Source organism: Streptomyces sp. NPDC101191 (assembly GCF_044767915.1).
Classification (GTDB): Bacteria; Actinomycetota; Actinomycetes; order Streptomycetales; family Streptomycetaceae; genus Streptomyces.
On sequence record NZ_JBIWOU010000003.1, the window covers coordinates 430,954 to 446,971 of the forward strand.

At 71.4% G+C, this 16,018-nt stretch carries 13 protein-coding genes and 1 tRNA gene; 6 read left to right on the forward strand and 8 right to left on the reverse strand.

Annotated elements, in window-relative coordinates:
- Positions 1–88 precede the first annotated feature (88 nt).
- The 4 genes from ACIRQF_RS15155 to ACIRQF_RS15170 all read right to left on the reverse strand — a co-directional run bounded on the left by ACIRQF_RS15155 (position 89) and on the right by ACIRQF_RS15170 (position 4,643).
- Complete coding sequence (locus tag ACIRQF_RS15155) at positions 89–433, reverse strand: rhodanese-like domain-containing protein (RefSeq protein WP_376627240.1); 345 nt, start codon at positions 431–433, stop codon at positions 89–91.
- A 71-nt stretch (positions 434–504) separates the two neighbouring features.
- Entirely contained in the window at positions 505–1,308 is an 804-nt protein-coding gene (locus tag ACIRQF_RS15160) for a J domain-containing protein (protein WP_376627639.1), read from the reverse strand.
- 584 nt (positions 1,309–1,892) lie between these two features.
- The gene (locus ACIRQF_RS15165; RefSeq protein ID WP_404092394.1) at positions 1,893–3,356 is read right to left on the reverse strand and encodes a DUF2252 domain-containing protein; all 1,464 of its coding nucleotides are present in this window, start codon (positions 3,354–3,356) and stop codon (positions 1,893–1,895) included.
- A 129-nt stretch (positions 3,357–3,485) separates the two neighbouring features.
- Complete coding sequence (locus ACIRQF_RS15170) at positions 3,486–4,643, reverse strand: hypothetical protein (RefSeq protein WP_404092397.1); 1,158 nt, start codon at positions 4,641–4,643, stop codon at positions 3,486–3,488.
- A gap of 105 nt (positions 4,644–4,748) precedes the next feature.
- Between ACIRQF_RS15170 and ACIRQF_RS15175 the strand changes: the two genes are divergently transcribed.
- Positions 4,749–5,228: a MarR family winged helix-turn-helix transcriptional regulator gene (locus ACIRQF_RS15175; protein WP_404092864.1), complete on the forward strand. Its 480-nt coding sequence runs from the start codon at positions 4,749–4,751 to the stop codon at positions 5,226–5,228.
- Between the two features lie 170 nt (positions 5,229–5,398).
- Here the strand turns inward: ACIRQF_RS15175 and ACIRQF_RS15180 are convergent, their stop codons facing one another.
- The 4 genes from ACIRQF_RS15180 to ACIRQF_RS15195 form a co-directional block, all read right to left on the reverse strand.
- On the reverse strand, positions 5,399–6,034 hold the full coding sequence (locus ACIRQF_RS15180; RefSeq protein ID WP_403518644.1) for a response regulator: 636 nt from the start codon (positions 6,032–6,034) through the stop codon (positions 5,399–5,401).
- A 105-nt stretch (positions 6,035–6,139) separates the two neighbouring features.
- A complete protein-coding gene (locus ACIRQF_RS15185; RefSeq protein ID WP_404092867.1) occupies positions 6,140–7,861 on the reverse strand; it encodes a sensor histidine kinase in 1,722 nt (573 codons plus the stop codon).
- 422 nt (positions 7,862–8,283) lie between these two features.
- On the reverse strand, positions 8,284–8,829 hold the full coding sequence (locus tag ACIRQF_RS15190) for a GNAT family N-acetyltransferase (RefSeq protein WP_404092400.1): 546 nt from the start codon (positions 8,827–8,829) through the stop codon (positions 8,284–8,286).
- 509 nt (positions 8,830–9,338) lie between these two features.
- Positions 9,339–9,422: transfer RNA gene (locus ACIRQF_RS15195), tRNA-Leu, on the reverse strand.
- 405 nt (positions 9,423–9,827) lie between these two features.
- Here ACIRQF_RS15195 and ACIRQF_RS15200 point away from each other — a divergent pair.
- The 5 genes from ACIRQF_RS15200 to ACIRQF_RS15220 all read left to right on the forward strand — a co-directional run bounded on the left by ACIRQF_RS15200 (position 9,828) and on the right by ACIRQF_RS15220 (position 15,836).
- Positions 9,828–10,700, forward strand: coding sequence for an FhaA domain-containing protein (locus ACIRQF_RS15200; RefSeq protein ID WP_376627252.1), 873 nt, complete (start codon positions 9,828–9,830; stop codon positions 10,698–10,700).
- A gap of 10 nt (positions 10,701–10,710) precedes the next feature.
- Complete coding sequence (locus ACIRQF_RS15205; RefSeq protein ID WP_382477318.1) at positions 10,711–11,244, forward strand: FHA domain-containing protein; 534 nt, start codon at positions 10,711–10,713, stop codon at positions 11,242–11,244.
- Positions 11,245–11,429: 185 nt separating this feature from the next.
- Entirely contained in the window at positions 11,430–12,914 is a 1,485-nt protein-coding gene (locus ACIRQF_RS15210) for a Stp1/IreP family PP2C-type Ser/Thr phosphatase (protein WP_389750700.1), read from the forward strand.
- Positions 12,915–12,942: 28 nt separating this feature from the next.
- Positions 12,943–14,373 (forward strand): FtsW/RodA/SpoVE family cell cycle protein, encoded by a 1,431-nt coding sequence (locus ACIRQF_RS15215; RefSeq protein WP_376627257.1) that lies wholly within the window; start codon positions 12,943–12,945, stop codon positions 14,371–14,373.
- Positions 14,370–15,836, forward strand: coding sequence for a peptidoglycan D,D-transpeptidase FtsI family protein (locus ACIRQF_RS15220; protein ID WP_376627259.1), 1,467 nt, complete (start codon positions 14,370–14,372; stop codon positions 15,834–15,836). The genes ACIRQF_RS15215 and ACIRQF_RS15220 overlap by 4 nt, the downstream gene beginning before the upstream one ends.
- Positions 15,837–16,018 lie beyond the last annotated feature (182 nt).

A 16,018-nucleotide genomic window follows, 5' to 3' on the forward strand; every position in this document is an offset into this window, starting at 1 on the left:
GCACCGGCCCGGCCGGAAGACACCGACCAGGCCGGAAACCCCCTACCGGGGCAGGAAGCCCCGAGGGGCCCCGAAAGATACGTCGGAACTAGAGCACGAAGGCGGAGCCGCCATCGTCCGTCACCATCGGACGACCGGCACCCTCCCAGGCCAGCATGCCGCCGTCGACGTTCACCGCGTCGATGCCCTGCTGCACCAGGTACTGCGTCACCTGCGCCGAACGGCCACCCACCCGGCACATCACGAACGCCCGACGGCCCTCGGCCACGGCCTCGGTCACCTCACCGAAACGCGCCACGAAGTCACTCATCGGAACGTGCAGCGCGCCCTCAACATGACCGGCCGCCCACTCGTTGTCCTCACGCACGTCCAGGACCAGAGCATCGGCCGGCACGGAGGCCGCGTCGACGGACGGCAGCGGGGCGAAATTCATGGACCTTGGCCTTCTCTCTCACAGCTCAGCGCCACTCACTGGCGCACCACCATCGAAACTACTGCACCGACCTACCGGACGAGCCCGGCAAGCTCCGTCTCACGCTCGGCGACCTGCGCGAGCAGCTGCTCCGCGATCTCCTCCAGAAGCCGGTCGGGGTCGTCCGGCGCCATCCGCAGCATCGCGCCGATCGCGCTCTCCTCGAGCTCCCGCGCGATCACCGACAGCATCTCCTTGCGCTGCGCCAGCCACTCAAGGCGCGCGTAGAGCTCCTCGCTCTCGCTGAGCCGCACCTCCGGCGCCGGCCCGGCCGCCCACTCCTCGGACAGCTCCTGCAGCCGGCCCTCGTCCCCGCGGGCGTAGGCGGCGTTCACGCGCGTGATGAACTCCTCGCGCCGCTTGCGCTCGTCCTCGTCCCGCGCGAGATCCGGATGCGCCTTGCGCGCCAGGTCCCGGTACAGCTTGCGCACCTCGTCGGACGGCCGCACCCGCTTCGGCGGCTGCACCGCCCGGTCCGTCAGCATCGCCGCCGCCTCGGGGGACAGGCCGTCGGAGTCGATCCAGTCGTGGAACAGCTCCTCGACGCCGGGCATCGGCATGACCGCCGCCCGCGCCTCCTGCGCCCGCCGCAGGTCCTCGGGATCCCCGCTCTGCGCCGCCTTGGCCTCCGCGATCTGCGCGTCCAGCTCGTCGAGCCGCGCGTACATCGGGCCGAGCCTCTGGTGGTGCAGCCGGGAGAAGTTCTCCACCTCGACCCGGAAGGTCTCGACCGCGATCTCGAACTCGATCAGAGCCTGCTCGGCCACCCGAACCGCCTGATCGAGCCTCGCCTCAGGCCGCTCGCTCTGGTCCACGCTCACGTCACGCCCGTCCACGTCCTCGTTCCGGCTCGTCCCCACCCAGCCTACGGCTCTCACGGGGGGCTCCCCCCCTCCCTCCCCCTCCCCCCTCCCCTCCTCCACCCCCCCCTTCTTCGTGAAGCCACGCCCCGGCTCCCCGGTGCAGCCCCGCGCCGGCACCCGGGAACACGTCCTGGACGCCCCCAGGGCGGAGGTTCTCCCCGTCGCCCAAGGACGGCCCTCCCGAACGCCGCCCAGAGATCTCCTGGCAGCTCGCGGGAGCGGACGTCTCACGGCAGCTCACTGGTCCGGGGGTCTCCCGGCAGCTCGCGGGAGCAGACGTCTCACGGCAGCTCGCGGGCCGGAGGTCTCCAGGCAGCTCGCGTGGCCGCCGGAGATCTCCTGGCAGCTGCCGGGGCCGGAGATCTCCTAGCAGCTGCCGGGCCCGGAGATCTCATGGCAGCTGCCGGGGCTCCCCCTGGTCGAGCCGGTCCCAGGACGGGCTTCCGCCGCACCCTCCCGGTCCCCGCCCTCCTCCCCCAGGAGGCCCGCTCGGCCGGCCCAAGGCCCCCAGTACCCTCAGGCACCCGACCCCGCCGCGCCGACGGCGCGTACTCGACTCAGACCCCGTGCTCCGCCGCTATGCGGCCGCTGCGGATGGCCGACAGGAGGTCGGTGTGGTCCGCGGTGGTGCGGTCGGCGTAGGCGACGGCGAAGGTCGCGACGGCCTCGTCGAGCTCCTCGCTCTTCCCGCAGTAGCCGGCGATCAGACGCGGGTCCGCGCTGTGGGCGTGGGCGCGGGCCAGCAGGGCGCCGGTCATGCGGCCGTAGTCGTCGAACTGGTCGGCGGTGAGGGCGGCGGGGTCGACGCTGCCCTTGCGGTTGCGGAACTGCCGGACCTGGAAGGGCCGTCCCTCGACGGTCGTCCAGCCGAGCAGGATGTCGCTGACGACCTGCATCCGCTTCTGTCCGAGCACCACGCGCCGCCCTTCGTGCCCGGCGTCGAGCGCCGTGAAGCCGAGCGCCGGGAGGTAGGGCAGCAGCGCCGAGGGGCGGGCCTCCTTGACCTGGAGGACCAGCGGCTCGCCCCGGTGGTCCAGGAGCAGCACCACGTACGAGCGGGTGCCGACGCTGCCGGTGCCGACGACGCGGAAGGCCACGTCGTGGACGGCGTACCGGGCGAGCAGCGGCAGCCGGTCCTCGGAGACGGTCGCCAGGTAGGGCCCGAGGGAGGCGGCGACGGCGGCGGCCTCCGCGTCGGGGACGCGGCGCAGCACCGGCGGTGCGTCGACGAAGCGGCGGCCGCCGCCCTCGGTCTCGGGCACGGCCTCGGTGGAGCGGGCGGCGAAGCGTGCGCTGGTGTTGTTGCGGGCCTTCGCCGAGACGCGTTCGAGGGTGCCTACGAGGTCGCGGGCGTCGGTGTGGGAGACGAGTTCCTCGTCGGCGATGGCGTTCCAGGCATCGAGGGCGGGGAGCCGGGCGAGCAGGCGCATGGTGCGCCGGTAGGCGCCGACGGTGTCGAAGGCGGCCGCCCGGCAGGTGTCCTCGTCGGCGCCCGCCTCTCGTCCGGCGAGGACGAGGGAGGTGGCGAGCCGCTTGAGGTCCCATTCCCAGGGGCCGACGACGGTCTCGTCGAAGTCGTTGAGGTCGATGACGAGCCGGCCGCGGGCGTCCCCGTAGAGGCCGAAGTTGGCGGCGTGCGCGTCGCCGCACAGCTGGGCGGCTATGCCGGTGACGGGGGAGCCGGCGAGGTCGTGGGCCATGAGGCCGGCGGAGCCGCGGAGGAACGCGAAGGGGCTGGCCGCCATGCGGCCGACCCGGATGGGGGTGAGTTCGGGCACGCGGCCGTGGTTGGACTCCTCGACGGCGCGGGCGGCGTCGGGGCGGTCGGGTGCGGGGGTGAGCGCGGCCTGCGCGGTGCGGGGGAGGGCGTCCCGGAGGCTCTTACCCCGCTGCTTGGCGGAGGCGGCGGCCCCGGCGGCGGCGCGCAGGGTGAAGCCGGGGACGTGCGGCAGGCGGGTCGTGCCGCCGTCCGCCGTCGAGTGATCGCGCTGTCCCGGTACCGCTGCCGTGATGTCGTCCATGGGACGCCCTCCCCCGCCGTTCGCTGTTCCGCCAACATCAACTTCGCTGACGGGTCATGACGGTACAGCCGGGGCCACGAGCCGTCTCCCCCTGTGGACAACGGCCTGTGGACAACTCTCCCCGGACGGTCAGACGCCGACCGCCTCCTCCATCTCTTCCTCCGTCTCCTGCGCCCTTTCCCGCTCCGTGTCCGCGTTCGTCCGGTCCTTGGCCGCGTTGGCCGGGGTGCTCGGAGTCCTCACGACGGCCGGGGTGTTCGTCGCGGACGCCGGCGTCGACGGGGTGCGGCGGCGGGCTTCGGTGAGGCCGGCCGTCACGGTCAGGGCGATGCCCGCGAGGAGCCAGAGGGCCAGGACGAGCAGGTTGTCGCCGAGGGCGTGGCCGCCGAAGTAGACGTGGTCGCGGACGCCTTCGACGAACCCGGCGCCGTTCCAGAAGGCGTGCAGCGAGCCGAAGAAGCCGGGCTGGAGTTCGGGCCGGTAGATGCCGCCGGAGCTGGTGAAGTTGAGCATGACGAACAGGACCATCACGCCGAGGGTGGTCCAGCGCTTGAGGAAGGTGTGCAGGCCGACGCCGATCAGCAGGATGCCGGCGCTGTAGAGCCAGGACATGGCCCACAGACCGCCGAGACCGTGGTCGACGAGGTGGAAGAGGGGACCCGCGAAGGCGGTGCCGACGAGGCTGACGATGAGGGACATACCGGCGGCGAGCAGGGCCCGGATCCGCATGGGCAGGGCGGCGCCGGCGCCGCCGATGACGGCGACGGCGGCGTAGGAGCCGATGCTGAGGGTGACGAGGAGGAAGAAGACGCCCTGTCCGGTGGGGTCGCCGGAGGAGACGGGAGCGACGTCGGTGACCTTGAGCGGCTGCCCCTGGGCGGCGGCGACCTTGGTGAAGACCTTCTCGACGGCCATGGCACTGGTGTCGGAGGAGGCGGAGGCGACGAGCAGTTCGGGGCGGACGACGTTCCCGGCGGCCGGCGCGGACGGGGCCTCGCCGGGGAGGTAGGCGCCGAAGCTGGACCGTTCGCGCAGGGAGGCGGTGGCGGTGGCGCGGTCGGGGACGGTGCGGATGTCGAGGGCGCCGGCGCCCTTGTCCTGGAGGGTCTGGGCGAGGACCTGGGCCTGCGGTCCCGAGCCGACGATGTCCACGCGCAGGTGGTGCGGCTCGGGGGCGTGGAAGGCGCCGAGGTAGGCGAGGCCCATGCCGACGCACATGAGCAGCGGGGTGAGCAGGTGCCCGAGGACGTGGCGCAATGCTCCCTTGGTGGTCGGTCCTGCGGACACCTGAACCTCCATGGTTGGCTTTTACAACTAAAGAACCGTTGTACTATACAACCGAAAGGGAGGGTGCGACACATGCGCCCGTCCCGCGGCAACAAGGAGCCCACCATGAGCGGCGGCGCGCGGGAGAGCTCTCTCGACATCATTCAGCGGGAACTGACGGCCTTCGCCCGCCGAGCAAGGGCGGCCGCGGCCCGGCTCCATCCAGAGCTGCCGCTGGTCTCTTACACGCTTCTCGCCCACATCGACGACCAGCAGGGCTGCCGGGCCACGGATCTCGCGGCGCACTACCTGCTGGACAAGTCCACGGTCAGCCGCCAGATCGCGGCCCTGGAGAAGCTCGGCCTGGTCGAGCGTCGCCCCGACCCTGCCGACCACCGGGTCCAGGTGCTGCACCCGACCGAGGCGGGCACCCAGGTCCTCGCCTCCACGCAGGCCAGCCGGCTCGCCGCGTACGAGGAGCGCCTCAAGGACTGGTCGGCCGAGGACCTCGCCTCCTTCGCGACCTCTCTCCTCCGCTACAACGCCGCAGGCGACTCCGGCCTCCCCACCCCCATCGGGGACTCCTGGCCCAAGCCCAAGCCATAGCCGGAGCAGGCCCACAGGACGGGCCCTGCCTACCGGACGGACCGCCGCACCCGCTACCGACGGACGGTTCGCCCACCCGCTCGGCCCGACGGACGGACCACCGCTCCCGCCCCCGGCCGACCACCGGGTCCAGCTCCGACAGACGTCCCCGGTTGGCGGGCCAGGGCCTCCTACAGCCCCGCGTCCCGGGCCAGCAGCGCCGCCTGCACGCGGTTCTCGCAGCCCAGCTTGGCGAGGATCCGGCTCACGTACGTCTTCACCGTGGCCTCGCTCATGTGCAGCCGCCGACCCGCGTCGGCGTTGGACAGGCCCTCCCCGAGCAGGGCCAGCACCTGGCGCTCGCGCTCGCTGAGCGCGGTCAGCCGGGCCCGCGCCTCCTCCGCGCGGGCGGCCTCCCGCCCGGAGGCGAGCTGCTCGACCACGTGCCGGGTGGCGGCGGGGGAGAGATACGCGTCGCCCGCGGCGGCGGCCCGTACGGCCCGGATGAGCTCGGCCGGCGCGGTGTCCTTGAGCAGGAATCCGGCTCCGCCGTGCTCCAGCGCCCGCAGCACGTTCTCCCGCTCGCCGAAGGTCGTGAGCACGATCACTCGTGTCGACGGCGCGGCCCGGCGGAGCTCCGGGAGGGCGGAGAGCCCGTCGAGCACGGGCATCTGGATGTCGAGCAGCACCACGTCGGCGGCATGGGCGCGTGCCAGGTCGACGGCCTCGCGGCCGTTCACCGCCTCGGCGACCACCTCGATCTCCTGATCGGAGGTGAGGATCATCCGGATCCCGGCCCTGATCAGGGGCTCGTCGTCGGCGATCACCACTCTGATCCGCTGCCTCGCCCCAGCCCCCGTCCCAGCTGTCCCGGTCCCGGCTCCTGCCCCAGTCACGGCCACTCCCCAACGGCTCCCGGTACGACGGGGCGGCTAGCGCACGACGTCGTACGACTTCTTCTCGATCAGCTTGCCGTCCTTGAAGCAGAACCGGAAAACGGGCTCGGACTCCATGTCGTCCCCCTGCTTCGAGCTCATCAGCACCAGGCACTTGGAACCCTCGGGCTCCGCGGGGCCCTTTCCGTGCAGGCCGGTCGTCGCGATCGTGTCGCCCGAAGGGAGTCGGTCGCGAACCTCCTGCTCGCTCTGGCCGACCTTCACGGCGTCGTATTCGGCGGGGTCGATCATCGCGTCCGACACCGAGCTCATCATGAAGAACATGCCGAAGCCTCCGGCGACCAGCAGCAGCACGAGTGCGGCGAACGCGATCCCGCACCCGATCGCTATCCCGCCGCCGGTGCTCCTGCCCCGCCCCGCCTTCATCGCCATCGCCAACTCCCGCTCGGTCACGGTCCAGTCGGACGGTCCGACTGCGACGTGACCACGGTGGCCGAGCACGGCGTTCTTCGACTGCTGCCGGAAGTCGTCGGCAGCATCGACGAAAGGCGCGGCGTACGGGGCGGCGTAGGGGCCCGCTCGGCCCGCCTCGTTCTGGTCGGCGCCCGGTTCGGCGAAGGGATCCACGTACGGCACGGCCTCCACCGCCCCGTACGGCAGGACACCGGCGACCCGGAAGCCACCGCCGTCCGCGCGGCCCGCGTGGACGATGCCGCCCACGAGGCGGGCGCGCTCGTGCAGGCCGGTAAGGCCCTGTCCGCCGCTCACGACTCCCGTCGGCCGGTCCGCGGACTCCTCGTTGAGGACCTCGACGACGAACGCGTCCGGCTCGTAGCGCACTTCGACGGTGATCGGGGCGCCCGGCGCGTGCTTGTAGGCGTTCGTCAGGCCTTCCTGGACGATCCGGTACGCGGCGTGGTCGACGGCCGGCGCGAGCGCCCGCGCGTCGCCGTGCCGGGACAGGCCGATGGCGGTGCCGGCGGACCGGGCGGCCGCGACGAGGCCCTCGATGCCGGCGGTCCCCCGTGCCGCCCGCCCCGTCTCGTCGCCCGGCGGCGCGACCGGCGCGCCCGGTCCCTCGTCCGGGGCGGCGACGCCGTCGCGGAGGATGCCGACGACCTCGCGCAGCTCGTGCATGGCGTCCACGGACGCGTTCCGCAATACCGCGACCGCCTCGCGCTGGCGGTCGGTCAGATTCGGGTCCACTTCGAGGGCGCCGGTGTGCACGGAGATCAGGGCCAGTTGGTGACCGAGGCTGTCGTGCATGTCCTGGGCGATCCGCTGCCGCTCCCGCATCCGCGCCTGCCCCACGACCATCGCCCGCTCCCGCAGCAGTTGGACGTTGCGCTCCTGGAGGGCGTGCAGCAGGGTCCGGCGCTGGGTCCAGTAACGGTTGGCGAGACCGGGCGCGAGCGTCGTTCCCAGGAAGTACAGGGTCGAGATGAACACGATCGTCAGCATCCGCTGCTGGCCCCAGGCCTCGGCGACGGTGCCCGCCATGTTCAGCACGTAGGCGGCGGTGAACGCGACGAGGGCCCGCCCGGCGCCCGCGATGTAGCGGCCGGCCGACCAGCCGATCAGGATCAGCAGCGCCAGGAAGCCCGGGACGAACGGAGTGAGGAAGGACGTGAGGACGAGCACGGTCACGGGGAGCCGGCGCCGCAGCAGCGACAGCACGGCCGAACCGGCGGCGACCACGGCGAGCACCCAGCCGTCCCCACCGAGGATGTCCTGGGTGCCGGCGCCCAGCAGCGCCATGATGACGGCGCCCACGACCTCGCCCGCGGTCCTGCGCCGCGACCACTGCTCGGGCACCGCGAACCAGCGCCACGCGACACCGAGCAGGGTCACCAGCCGGGTCCCGGCGGTCCCGATCTTCGAAGGAGCTTCCACGCTCGCACGATAGGCCGCGCCCTCGCCCACCCGCCGTCCTCTTTCGTCGCACCGCCTGTCGACGAAGGTCGTCGGACCGCGACGCCTGCGAGGGTGCCGTCCGCTTCCGGTGCTGCGAGGGTGCGTCCACTTCCGGTCCTGCGAGAGTGCCGTCCACTCCCGGTCCTGCGAGAGTGCCGTCCACTCCCGCCCCGCGAGAGTGCCGTCCACTCCCGCCCTGCGAGGGGGTCGGCGGACCGCCGGCCCTACGACTCGACCAGAACCCCGCCCCGTCCCCTAACCCCGAGTCACGAGGCGCGCGACAGTCCCCAGGTCTGCAGGACGAAGGGGCGGCCCTTCTCCTCGCCCTCGATCAGCGGCACGTCGAGCAGGCCGAATCCCGCCTTCGTGGCGACGGCGACGCTGGCGGCGTTCTCGGCCTCCAGCTCCAGGATCACCTGCTCCGCGCCCAGTTCCTCGAAGGCGTACGCCGCCATCACCCGCACCGCCCGCGCGGCCAGTCCCTGTCCGCGGTGCGCCGGCCCGACCGCGTAACCGATCTCCGTGCCCTCGGGTGCACGCCGCAGCATCACCTCGCCGAGCGGCGCCGCACCGTCCGTGGTGATGGCGAGCAGGATCGTCGTGCCCTCCGCCCGCAGCTCCCGGTCCCGGACCAGCCGGGCGCGGGCGGCCGCTTCGTCGAAGGGCGAGACGATCGGCGTCCAGTAGGCGACGTCGGGATCGTCGAACAGATCCGGCATCGCTGCCAGGTCCGCCTCCGTCCAGTCCCGTAGGACGAGACCTTCGCCCCGGAGCTCGATCCGTTCGGGGAAGGGCGACGAGGTGCTGCTCATGGTGCGGATCCTCCATGGTCCGTGGGCCGGGGAAAGCCTCCCGGCCGTGCCGGTCGTCGGCTCATCAGATTCTCCGGCGGCCACGACCCCGGCGGCCACGCCCTGGTCGCCACGCCTTGGTCGCCAAGCCCCAACGTCATTTCCGGTGGTCAGTTCCGTTGGTCACTTCCGGTGGCCGACTCCCATGAAGACCGCCGCGGCTCCCCGGCAGCCCCGCCCCGCCTGCCTGGAGCCTCGCCCGGCGGCCCCCTGCTCCCCGGCCCCCTGCTCCCCGGGCCCCTGCTCCCCGGGCCCCCGCTCCCGCGGCCCCGGCTCCCCCGGACCCGCCCCGACTCGGCCCTCCCCACCCCCCCCGTGGCCTACCTCACACCCGACGATCCGCGGATGTGAGAAACGCCGGGGAAGCCAGGTGGGCAAGCCGGACGGGGAGGCGGCCGGGGCCTGCCAGGGCCTGCCGGGGAAATGAGAAACGGCCGGCATCGTGAGTACGATGCCGACCGTTTCGTCGGTGCGCGAGGGGGGAGTTGAACCCCCACGCCCTTTCGGGCACTGGAACCTGAATCCAGCGCGTCTGCCTATTCCGCCACCCGCGCATTAGGTGGCCTCCGGGCTCCCTCACCTTTTCGGTTCGTTCGCCTGGCGACATCTGAAGATTAGCACGTCGCAGGCCTGGGATTCACATCCGTTGTTTCGACCCCTCCTCGGCTGACGAGGAGAGAGGGGACGAGGAGCGAGTGAGGGACGGGGTCGGGGGGAGGAGAAGGGCGGCAGTGACGCACGGGGCCCTCCTGCTTCGCCCTCGGGTGCGGGACACTGTCCACAGGCCGCCTCTACGATCCGTGGGGGCAGCCTGCCGAGGGGACTGCGGATGGGACTGCGGAAGGTCTGTGAGAGGTGACACTCGTCCACAGGGCAGAGAAGGGGAACCAGCCGATTTCCCGACGCGTGGATACGATCAGTAAGCAGTACCAGGACGACAACGACGGAGGAGGTGCCCCATGGGAGTCATGAAGCGGTTCGAGCAGCGACTCGAAGGTCTGGTCAACGGCACCTTCGCCAAGGTCTTCAAGTCCGAGGTCCAGCCCGTCGAGATCGCCGGCGCGCTCCAGCGCGAGTGCGACAACAACGCGACGATCTGGAACCGCGAGCGGACCGTCGTCCCCAACGACTTCATCGTGGAGCTGAGCGCGCCGGACTACGAGCGCCTCAGCCCCTACTCGGGCCAGCTCGGCGACGAGCTCGCCGGCCTGGTCAGGGACTACGCCAAGCAGCAGCGGTACACCTTCATGGGACCGATCAAGGTCCACCTGGAGAAGGCCGACGACCTCGACACCGGTCTGTACCGGGTGCGCAGCCGTACGCTCGCGTCGAGTTCGTCACAGCAGCAGCCGTCCTCCGGCCAGCCCCAGCACCTCGGCCAGGGTCAGCAGCAGCCGCCCCGCGGCGGCTACGGCTATCCGCCGGCCGGCGCCCCGCCGATGCCCGCCGCTCCGCCGCCGGGTGCCCCGGCCATGCCGGGTCACCGTCCGACGGCGCCCGCCGCGGGCCGCCCCGCCGGCCCCGCGCCGGTGCCGGGCGGAGGCGGCGGTCAGGTCCGCCGCTGGATCGAGATCAACGGCACCCGCCATCAGATTTCCCGCCCGACTCTGGTCCTCGGCCGCAGCACCGACGCGGACGTGAGGATCGACGATCCCGGCGTCTCTCGCCGGCACTGTGAGATCCGGACCGGAACGCCCTCGACGATCGCGGATCTCGGGTCCACCAACGGCATCGTGGTGGACGGGCAGCACACCACCCGCGCTACGCTCCGCGACGGCTCGCGGATCGTCGTGGGCAGCACCACCATCGTTTACCGGCAAGCCGAAGGGTGAAGCGGGGGCAATGTCAGAGCTGACCCTGACGGTCATGCGGCTGGGTTTCCTGGCCGTTCTGTGGCTGTTCGTCATCGTGGCCGTCCAGGTCATCCGTAGCGACCTGTTCGGCACGCGGGTCACCCAGCGCGGTTCGCGCCGCCAGGAGGGGCGCGCCGCACAGCAGGGTGCCCGCCAGGCCGCCGCGCCTCCGCAGCAGCGGGGCGGCCAGCCGGCCGCGGCCGGCGGCGGCGGGCGGCAGCGCCGCGGCGCCCCGACCAAGCTCGTCGTGTCCGAGGGCACCCTCACCGGCACGACCGTCGCCCTGCAGGGCCAGACGATCACGCTGGGCCGGGCCCACGACTCGACGATCGTGCTGGACGACGACTACGCCTCCAGCCGGCATGCCAGGATCTACCCGGACCGGGACGGTCAGTGGATCGTCGAGGACCTCGGGTCCACCAACGGCACGTATCTCGACCGGACCCGCCTCACCACCGCGACACCGATTCCGCTGGGCGCGCCGATCCGCATCGGCAAGACCGTCATCGAGCTTCGGAAGTAGTGCTACATCATGAGTAAGCGCGAGCGGAGCGAGCGCGCCGGGACGTTCCCCACGGAGGGCCGCCCCGAGGACCGCGCGGCTGCCCGGGCAGCGGGCCAGGGCGGGTACGGGCTCCCGACCGGAGGGTGGGCAGTGTGGCTCGAGACCGGCGGCACCCCGAGGCGGCGCCGACAGGGCAGGTGGGCATGAGTCTTTCGCTGCGTTTCGCCGCGGGCTCGCACAAGGGCATGATCCGCGAGGGCAACGAGGACTCCGGTTACGCCGGTCCGCGGCTGCTCGCCATCGCCGACGGCATGGGCGGCCAGGCCGCCGGTGAGGTGGCCTCGTCCGAGGTGATCTCGACGCTGGTGACGCTCGACGACGACGTCCCCGGCTCCGACATCCTCACGTCGCTGGGCACGGCCGTGCAGCGCGCCAACGACCAGCTGCGGATGATGGTCGAGGAGGACCCCCAGCTGGAGGGCATGGGCACGACGCTCACCGCCCTGCTGTGGACGGGCCAGCGCCTCGGCCTGGTGCACGTCGGCGACTCGCGCGCGTACCTGCTGCGCGACGGCGTGCTCACACAGATCACGCAGGACCACACCTGGGTGCAGCGGCTCGTCGACGAGGGCCGCATCACCGAGGAGGAGGCGACGACCCATCCGCAGCGTTCGCTGCTGATGCGCGCCCTCGGCAGCGGCGACCACGTCGAGCCCGATCTCTCCATCCGCGAGGTGCGGGCCGGCGACCGCTATCTGGTGTGCTCCGACGGCCTGTCGGGCGTCGTGTCGCACCAGACGCTCGAGGAGACCCTCGCCAGCTACCAGGGCCCGCACGAGACGGTGCAGGAGCTGATCCAGCTCGCGCTGCGCGGCGGCGGCCCGGACAACATCACGGTGATCATCGCCGACGTCCTCGACGTCGACGGCGGCGACACCCTGGCCGGTCATCTCAGCGACACCCCCGTCATCGTGGGCGCGGTCGCCGAGAACCAGGCCCAGCTGCACGACGGCGGCGCCATGCACACGCCCGCGGGCCGCGCCTCCGGGCTCGGCCGGCCGGCCCCGCACCAGCAGCCGCCCGCGGGTGGTTTCGGCCCGCCCGGCAGCGGTGACGACCACGGCTACGGCGGGATGCCGCCGCAGGGCTCCTTCGGCTCGTACGCGGACGACGACTTCGAGAAGCCGCGCACCGGCCGCAAGTGGCTGAAGCGCTCCTTCTTCCTGCTCCTCGCCCTCGGCGTGATCGGCGGCGGCCTGTACGGCGGCTACCGCTGGACGCAGACGCAGTACTACGTGGGGTCGAAGGACGAGCACGTGGCGCTGTACCGGGGCATCAGCCAGGACCTCGCCTGGGTGAAGCTCTCGGAGGTCGAGAAGGACCACCCCGAGATCGAACTCAAGTACCTCCCGGCGTACCAGCGCAAGCAGGTCGAGGACACGATCGCGGGCGGCAGCCTCGACAAGGCCCGCACGAAGATCGCGGAGCTCTCGCTGCAGGCCTCGGCCTGCAAGAAGACCGAGCAGCGCCAGAAGGCCGCCGCGGCCGCCGCCGACAAGGCGAGCACGCCGCCGCCCTCCGAGGGCGCGGCCTCGCCGAACCCCAAGCCCACCACGGCCGCGCCGTCCCCTGGACCCACCCTGTCCTCGGAGGAGCAGAAGCTGGCCTCGAACTGCGGCAAGCAGTAAGCAGACCCGTAGGGGGCCTTTCACCACCATGAGCGTTGTCACCAACACGACCACCATCGGCGCCATCGAGGCGCCGAGCCGCCGCAACACCGAGCTGGCGTTGCTCGCGTTCGCCGTCGCCATCCCGGTGTTCGCGTACCTCAACGTCGGTCTGGCGATCGACGGCAAGGTGCCGCCGGGAATGCTCGGGTACGGGGCGGGCCTCACGCTGCTCGCGGGAGTGGCGCACCTGGTGGTGCGCAAGTGGGCCCCTTACGCGGATCCGCTGCTGCTGCCGCTGGCGACCCTGCTGAACGGCCTGGGCCTGGTGCTGATCTGGCGCCTCGACCAGTCGCCGCGCATCATCGCCCGGTACAAGACCTTCAGCCCCGACGCCCCGAACCAGATGATGTACTCGGCGATCGGCATCGCCATGTTCGTGGGCGTGCTGCTGCTCCTGAAGGACCACCGGGTGCTGCAGCGCTACACCTACATCTCCATGGCGGCGGCCCTCGTCCTGCTGGTCCTGCCGCTCGTCCCGGGCCTCGGCGCGGACGTCTTCGGCGCCAAGATCTGGATCAACGTCGGCGGTTTCTCGATCCAGCCCGGTGAGTTCGCCAAGCTGGTCCTCGCCGTCTTCTTCTCCGGCTATCTGATGGTGAAGAGGGACGCGCTCGCGCTGGCCAGCCGCCGGTTCATGGGGCTCTATCTGCCGCGTGGGCGTGACCTGGGCCCGATCCTGACGATCTGGGCGATCAGCCTGCTCATCCTGGTCTTCGAGAACGACCTCGGAACCTCGCTGCTGTTCTTCGGCATGTTCGTGATCATGCTGTACGTGGCGACGGAGCGGACCAGCTGGGTCGTCATGGGTCTGCTGATGTCGACCGCGGGTGCGGTCGTCGTCGGTTCGACCGCCTCCCACGTGCAGTCGCGTGTGGCGGCCTGGCTCGACCCCTTCGAGTGCCTGAAGACCGCGCCCGAGGGCTCGAACATGGCCATGGCCTGCGACCAGATGACGCAGGTGCTGATGTCCTTCGGCTCCGGCGGCATCCTCGGCACCGGCCTCGGCCAGGGCAACTCCGACCTGGTCGGCTTCGCCGCGAACTCCGACTTCATCTTCGCCACCGTCGGCGAGGAGCTCGGCCTCGCCGGTGTGATGGTCTTCCTGCTCTTCTACGGACTGATCATCGAGCGCGGCGTGCGCACCGCCCTCGCGGCCCGCGACCCCTTCGGCAAGCTGCTCGCGATGGGCCTGTCGGGCGCGTTCGCGCTGCAGGTCTTCGTCGTCGCCGGCGGTGTCATGGGGCTCATCCCGCTGACCGGTATGACGATGCCGTTCCTCGCCTACGGCGGTTCCTCCGTGATCGCCAACTGGGCGCTCATCGGCGTCCTGATCCGCATCAGCGACACCGCGCGCCGCCCCGCGCCCTCCCCCGCCCCGAACCCCGACGCCGAGATGACGCAGGTGGTCCGTCCGTGAACAAGCCACTGCGCCGCGTCGCGATCTTCTGCGGCCTGCTGATCTTCGCCCTGCTGGTGCGGGACAACTGGCTCCAGTACGTGCGCGCCGACGAGCTGAACGCCCACCCGAAGAACCGGCGGGTGACGATCGAGCGCTACTCCAACGCGCGAGGCAACATCATCGTCGACGGCAAGCCGATCACCGGCTCCGTCGACTCGGGCGACGAGTTCTACGCGTACAAGCGCACGTACATCGACGGCAGGATGTGGGCCCCGGTGACGGGCTACGCCTCGCAGGCCTTCGACGCCAGCCAGATCGAGAAGATCGAGGACGGCATCCTCACCGGCAACGACGACCGGCTCTTCTTCGACCGGACGATGGCCATGTTCACCGGTGAGAAGAAGAAGGGCGGCGACGTCGTCACCACCCTGAGCGGGGCCGCGCAGAAGGCCGCGTTCAAGGGGCTCGGCAACAAGACGGGCGCGGTCGTCGCGATCGAGCCGTCGACGGGCAAGATCCTGGCGCTGGCCTCGACGCCGTCGTACGACCCGGCCTCGTTCGCCGGCTACCACGACTCGGACGCCAAGGCCTGGCAGTCCCTGGAGAAGGACAAGAACAAGCCGAAGCTCAACCGCGCCCTCCGCGAGATCTACCCGCCCGGCTCCGTCTTCAAGGTCGTCACGGCCGCGGCGGCGCTGGAGAACGGCAAGGTCAAGGACATCAACGCGGCCACCGAGACCCCCGAGGGCTGGAAGATCCCGCTCTCCACCAAGCCGATGGTCAACCACGCCAGCGGCTGCGCCAACGCCAGCCTGAACAGGGCGCTGGAGATCTCCTGCAACTCGGTGTTCGCCAAGCTCGGTGACGACGTCGGCCGCGACAAGATGGTCGAGATGGCGGAGAAGTTCGGTTTCAACTCCGAGCAGTTCACGCCGGTCCGCGCGGTCGCCTCCGTCTACGACAAGAAGGCCGACCGCGGTGGCAACGCGCTGTCGTCGATCGGCCAGTTCAACACGGCGACGACTCCGCTGCAGATGGCCATGGTGACGGCCGCGATCGCCAACGACGGCAAGCTGATGAAGCCGTACATGGTCGACAAGCTGGTGGCGCCGAACCTCGACGTCATCAAGCAGACCGAGCCGGAGGAGCTCAGCCGCCCCGTCTCGCCGGAGACCGCCCAGAAGCTCCAGCAGATGATGGAGAACGTCGTCCAGAACGGCACCGGCGGCAACGCCGACCTGCACAAGGACGGCGTGAAGGTCGGCGGCAAGACCGGTACGGCCCAGCACGGCGAGAAGAACGCCAAGCGTCCCTACGCCTGGTTCATCTCGTACGCGAAGACCGACCAGGGCTCCCCGGTCGCCGTCGCCGTGATCGTCGAGGACTCCGAGGGCACCGACCGCGAGGACATCAGCGGTGGTGGCCTGGCGGCCCCGATCGCGAAGGCCGTGATGAAGGCGGTACTGAACAGCAGGAGCTGATCTTCCGGCCGGTGGGGTCGTGCGGGACCGGGGCGGTGACGGATGTCACCGCCCGGGACCGTGACCGATACCACGGGCGGGGGCCGGGCCGGATACCGGTCGGGTATCAGGTGGCGGTCGGCGGACGAAGCGCCTTCCGTCGGCCGGTAGCGTATGCGCGAACAGCACACACCGCCGGACCA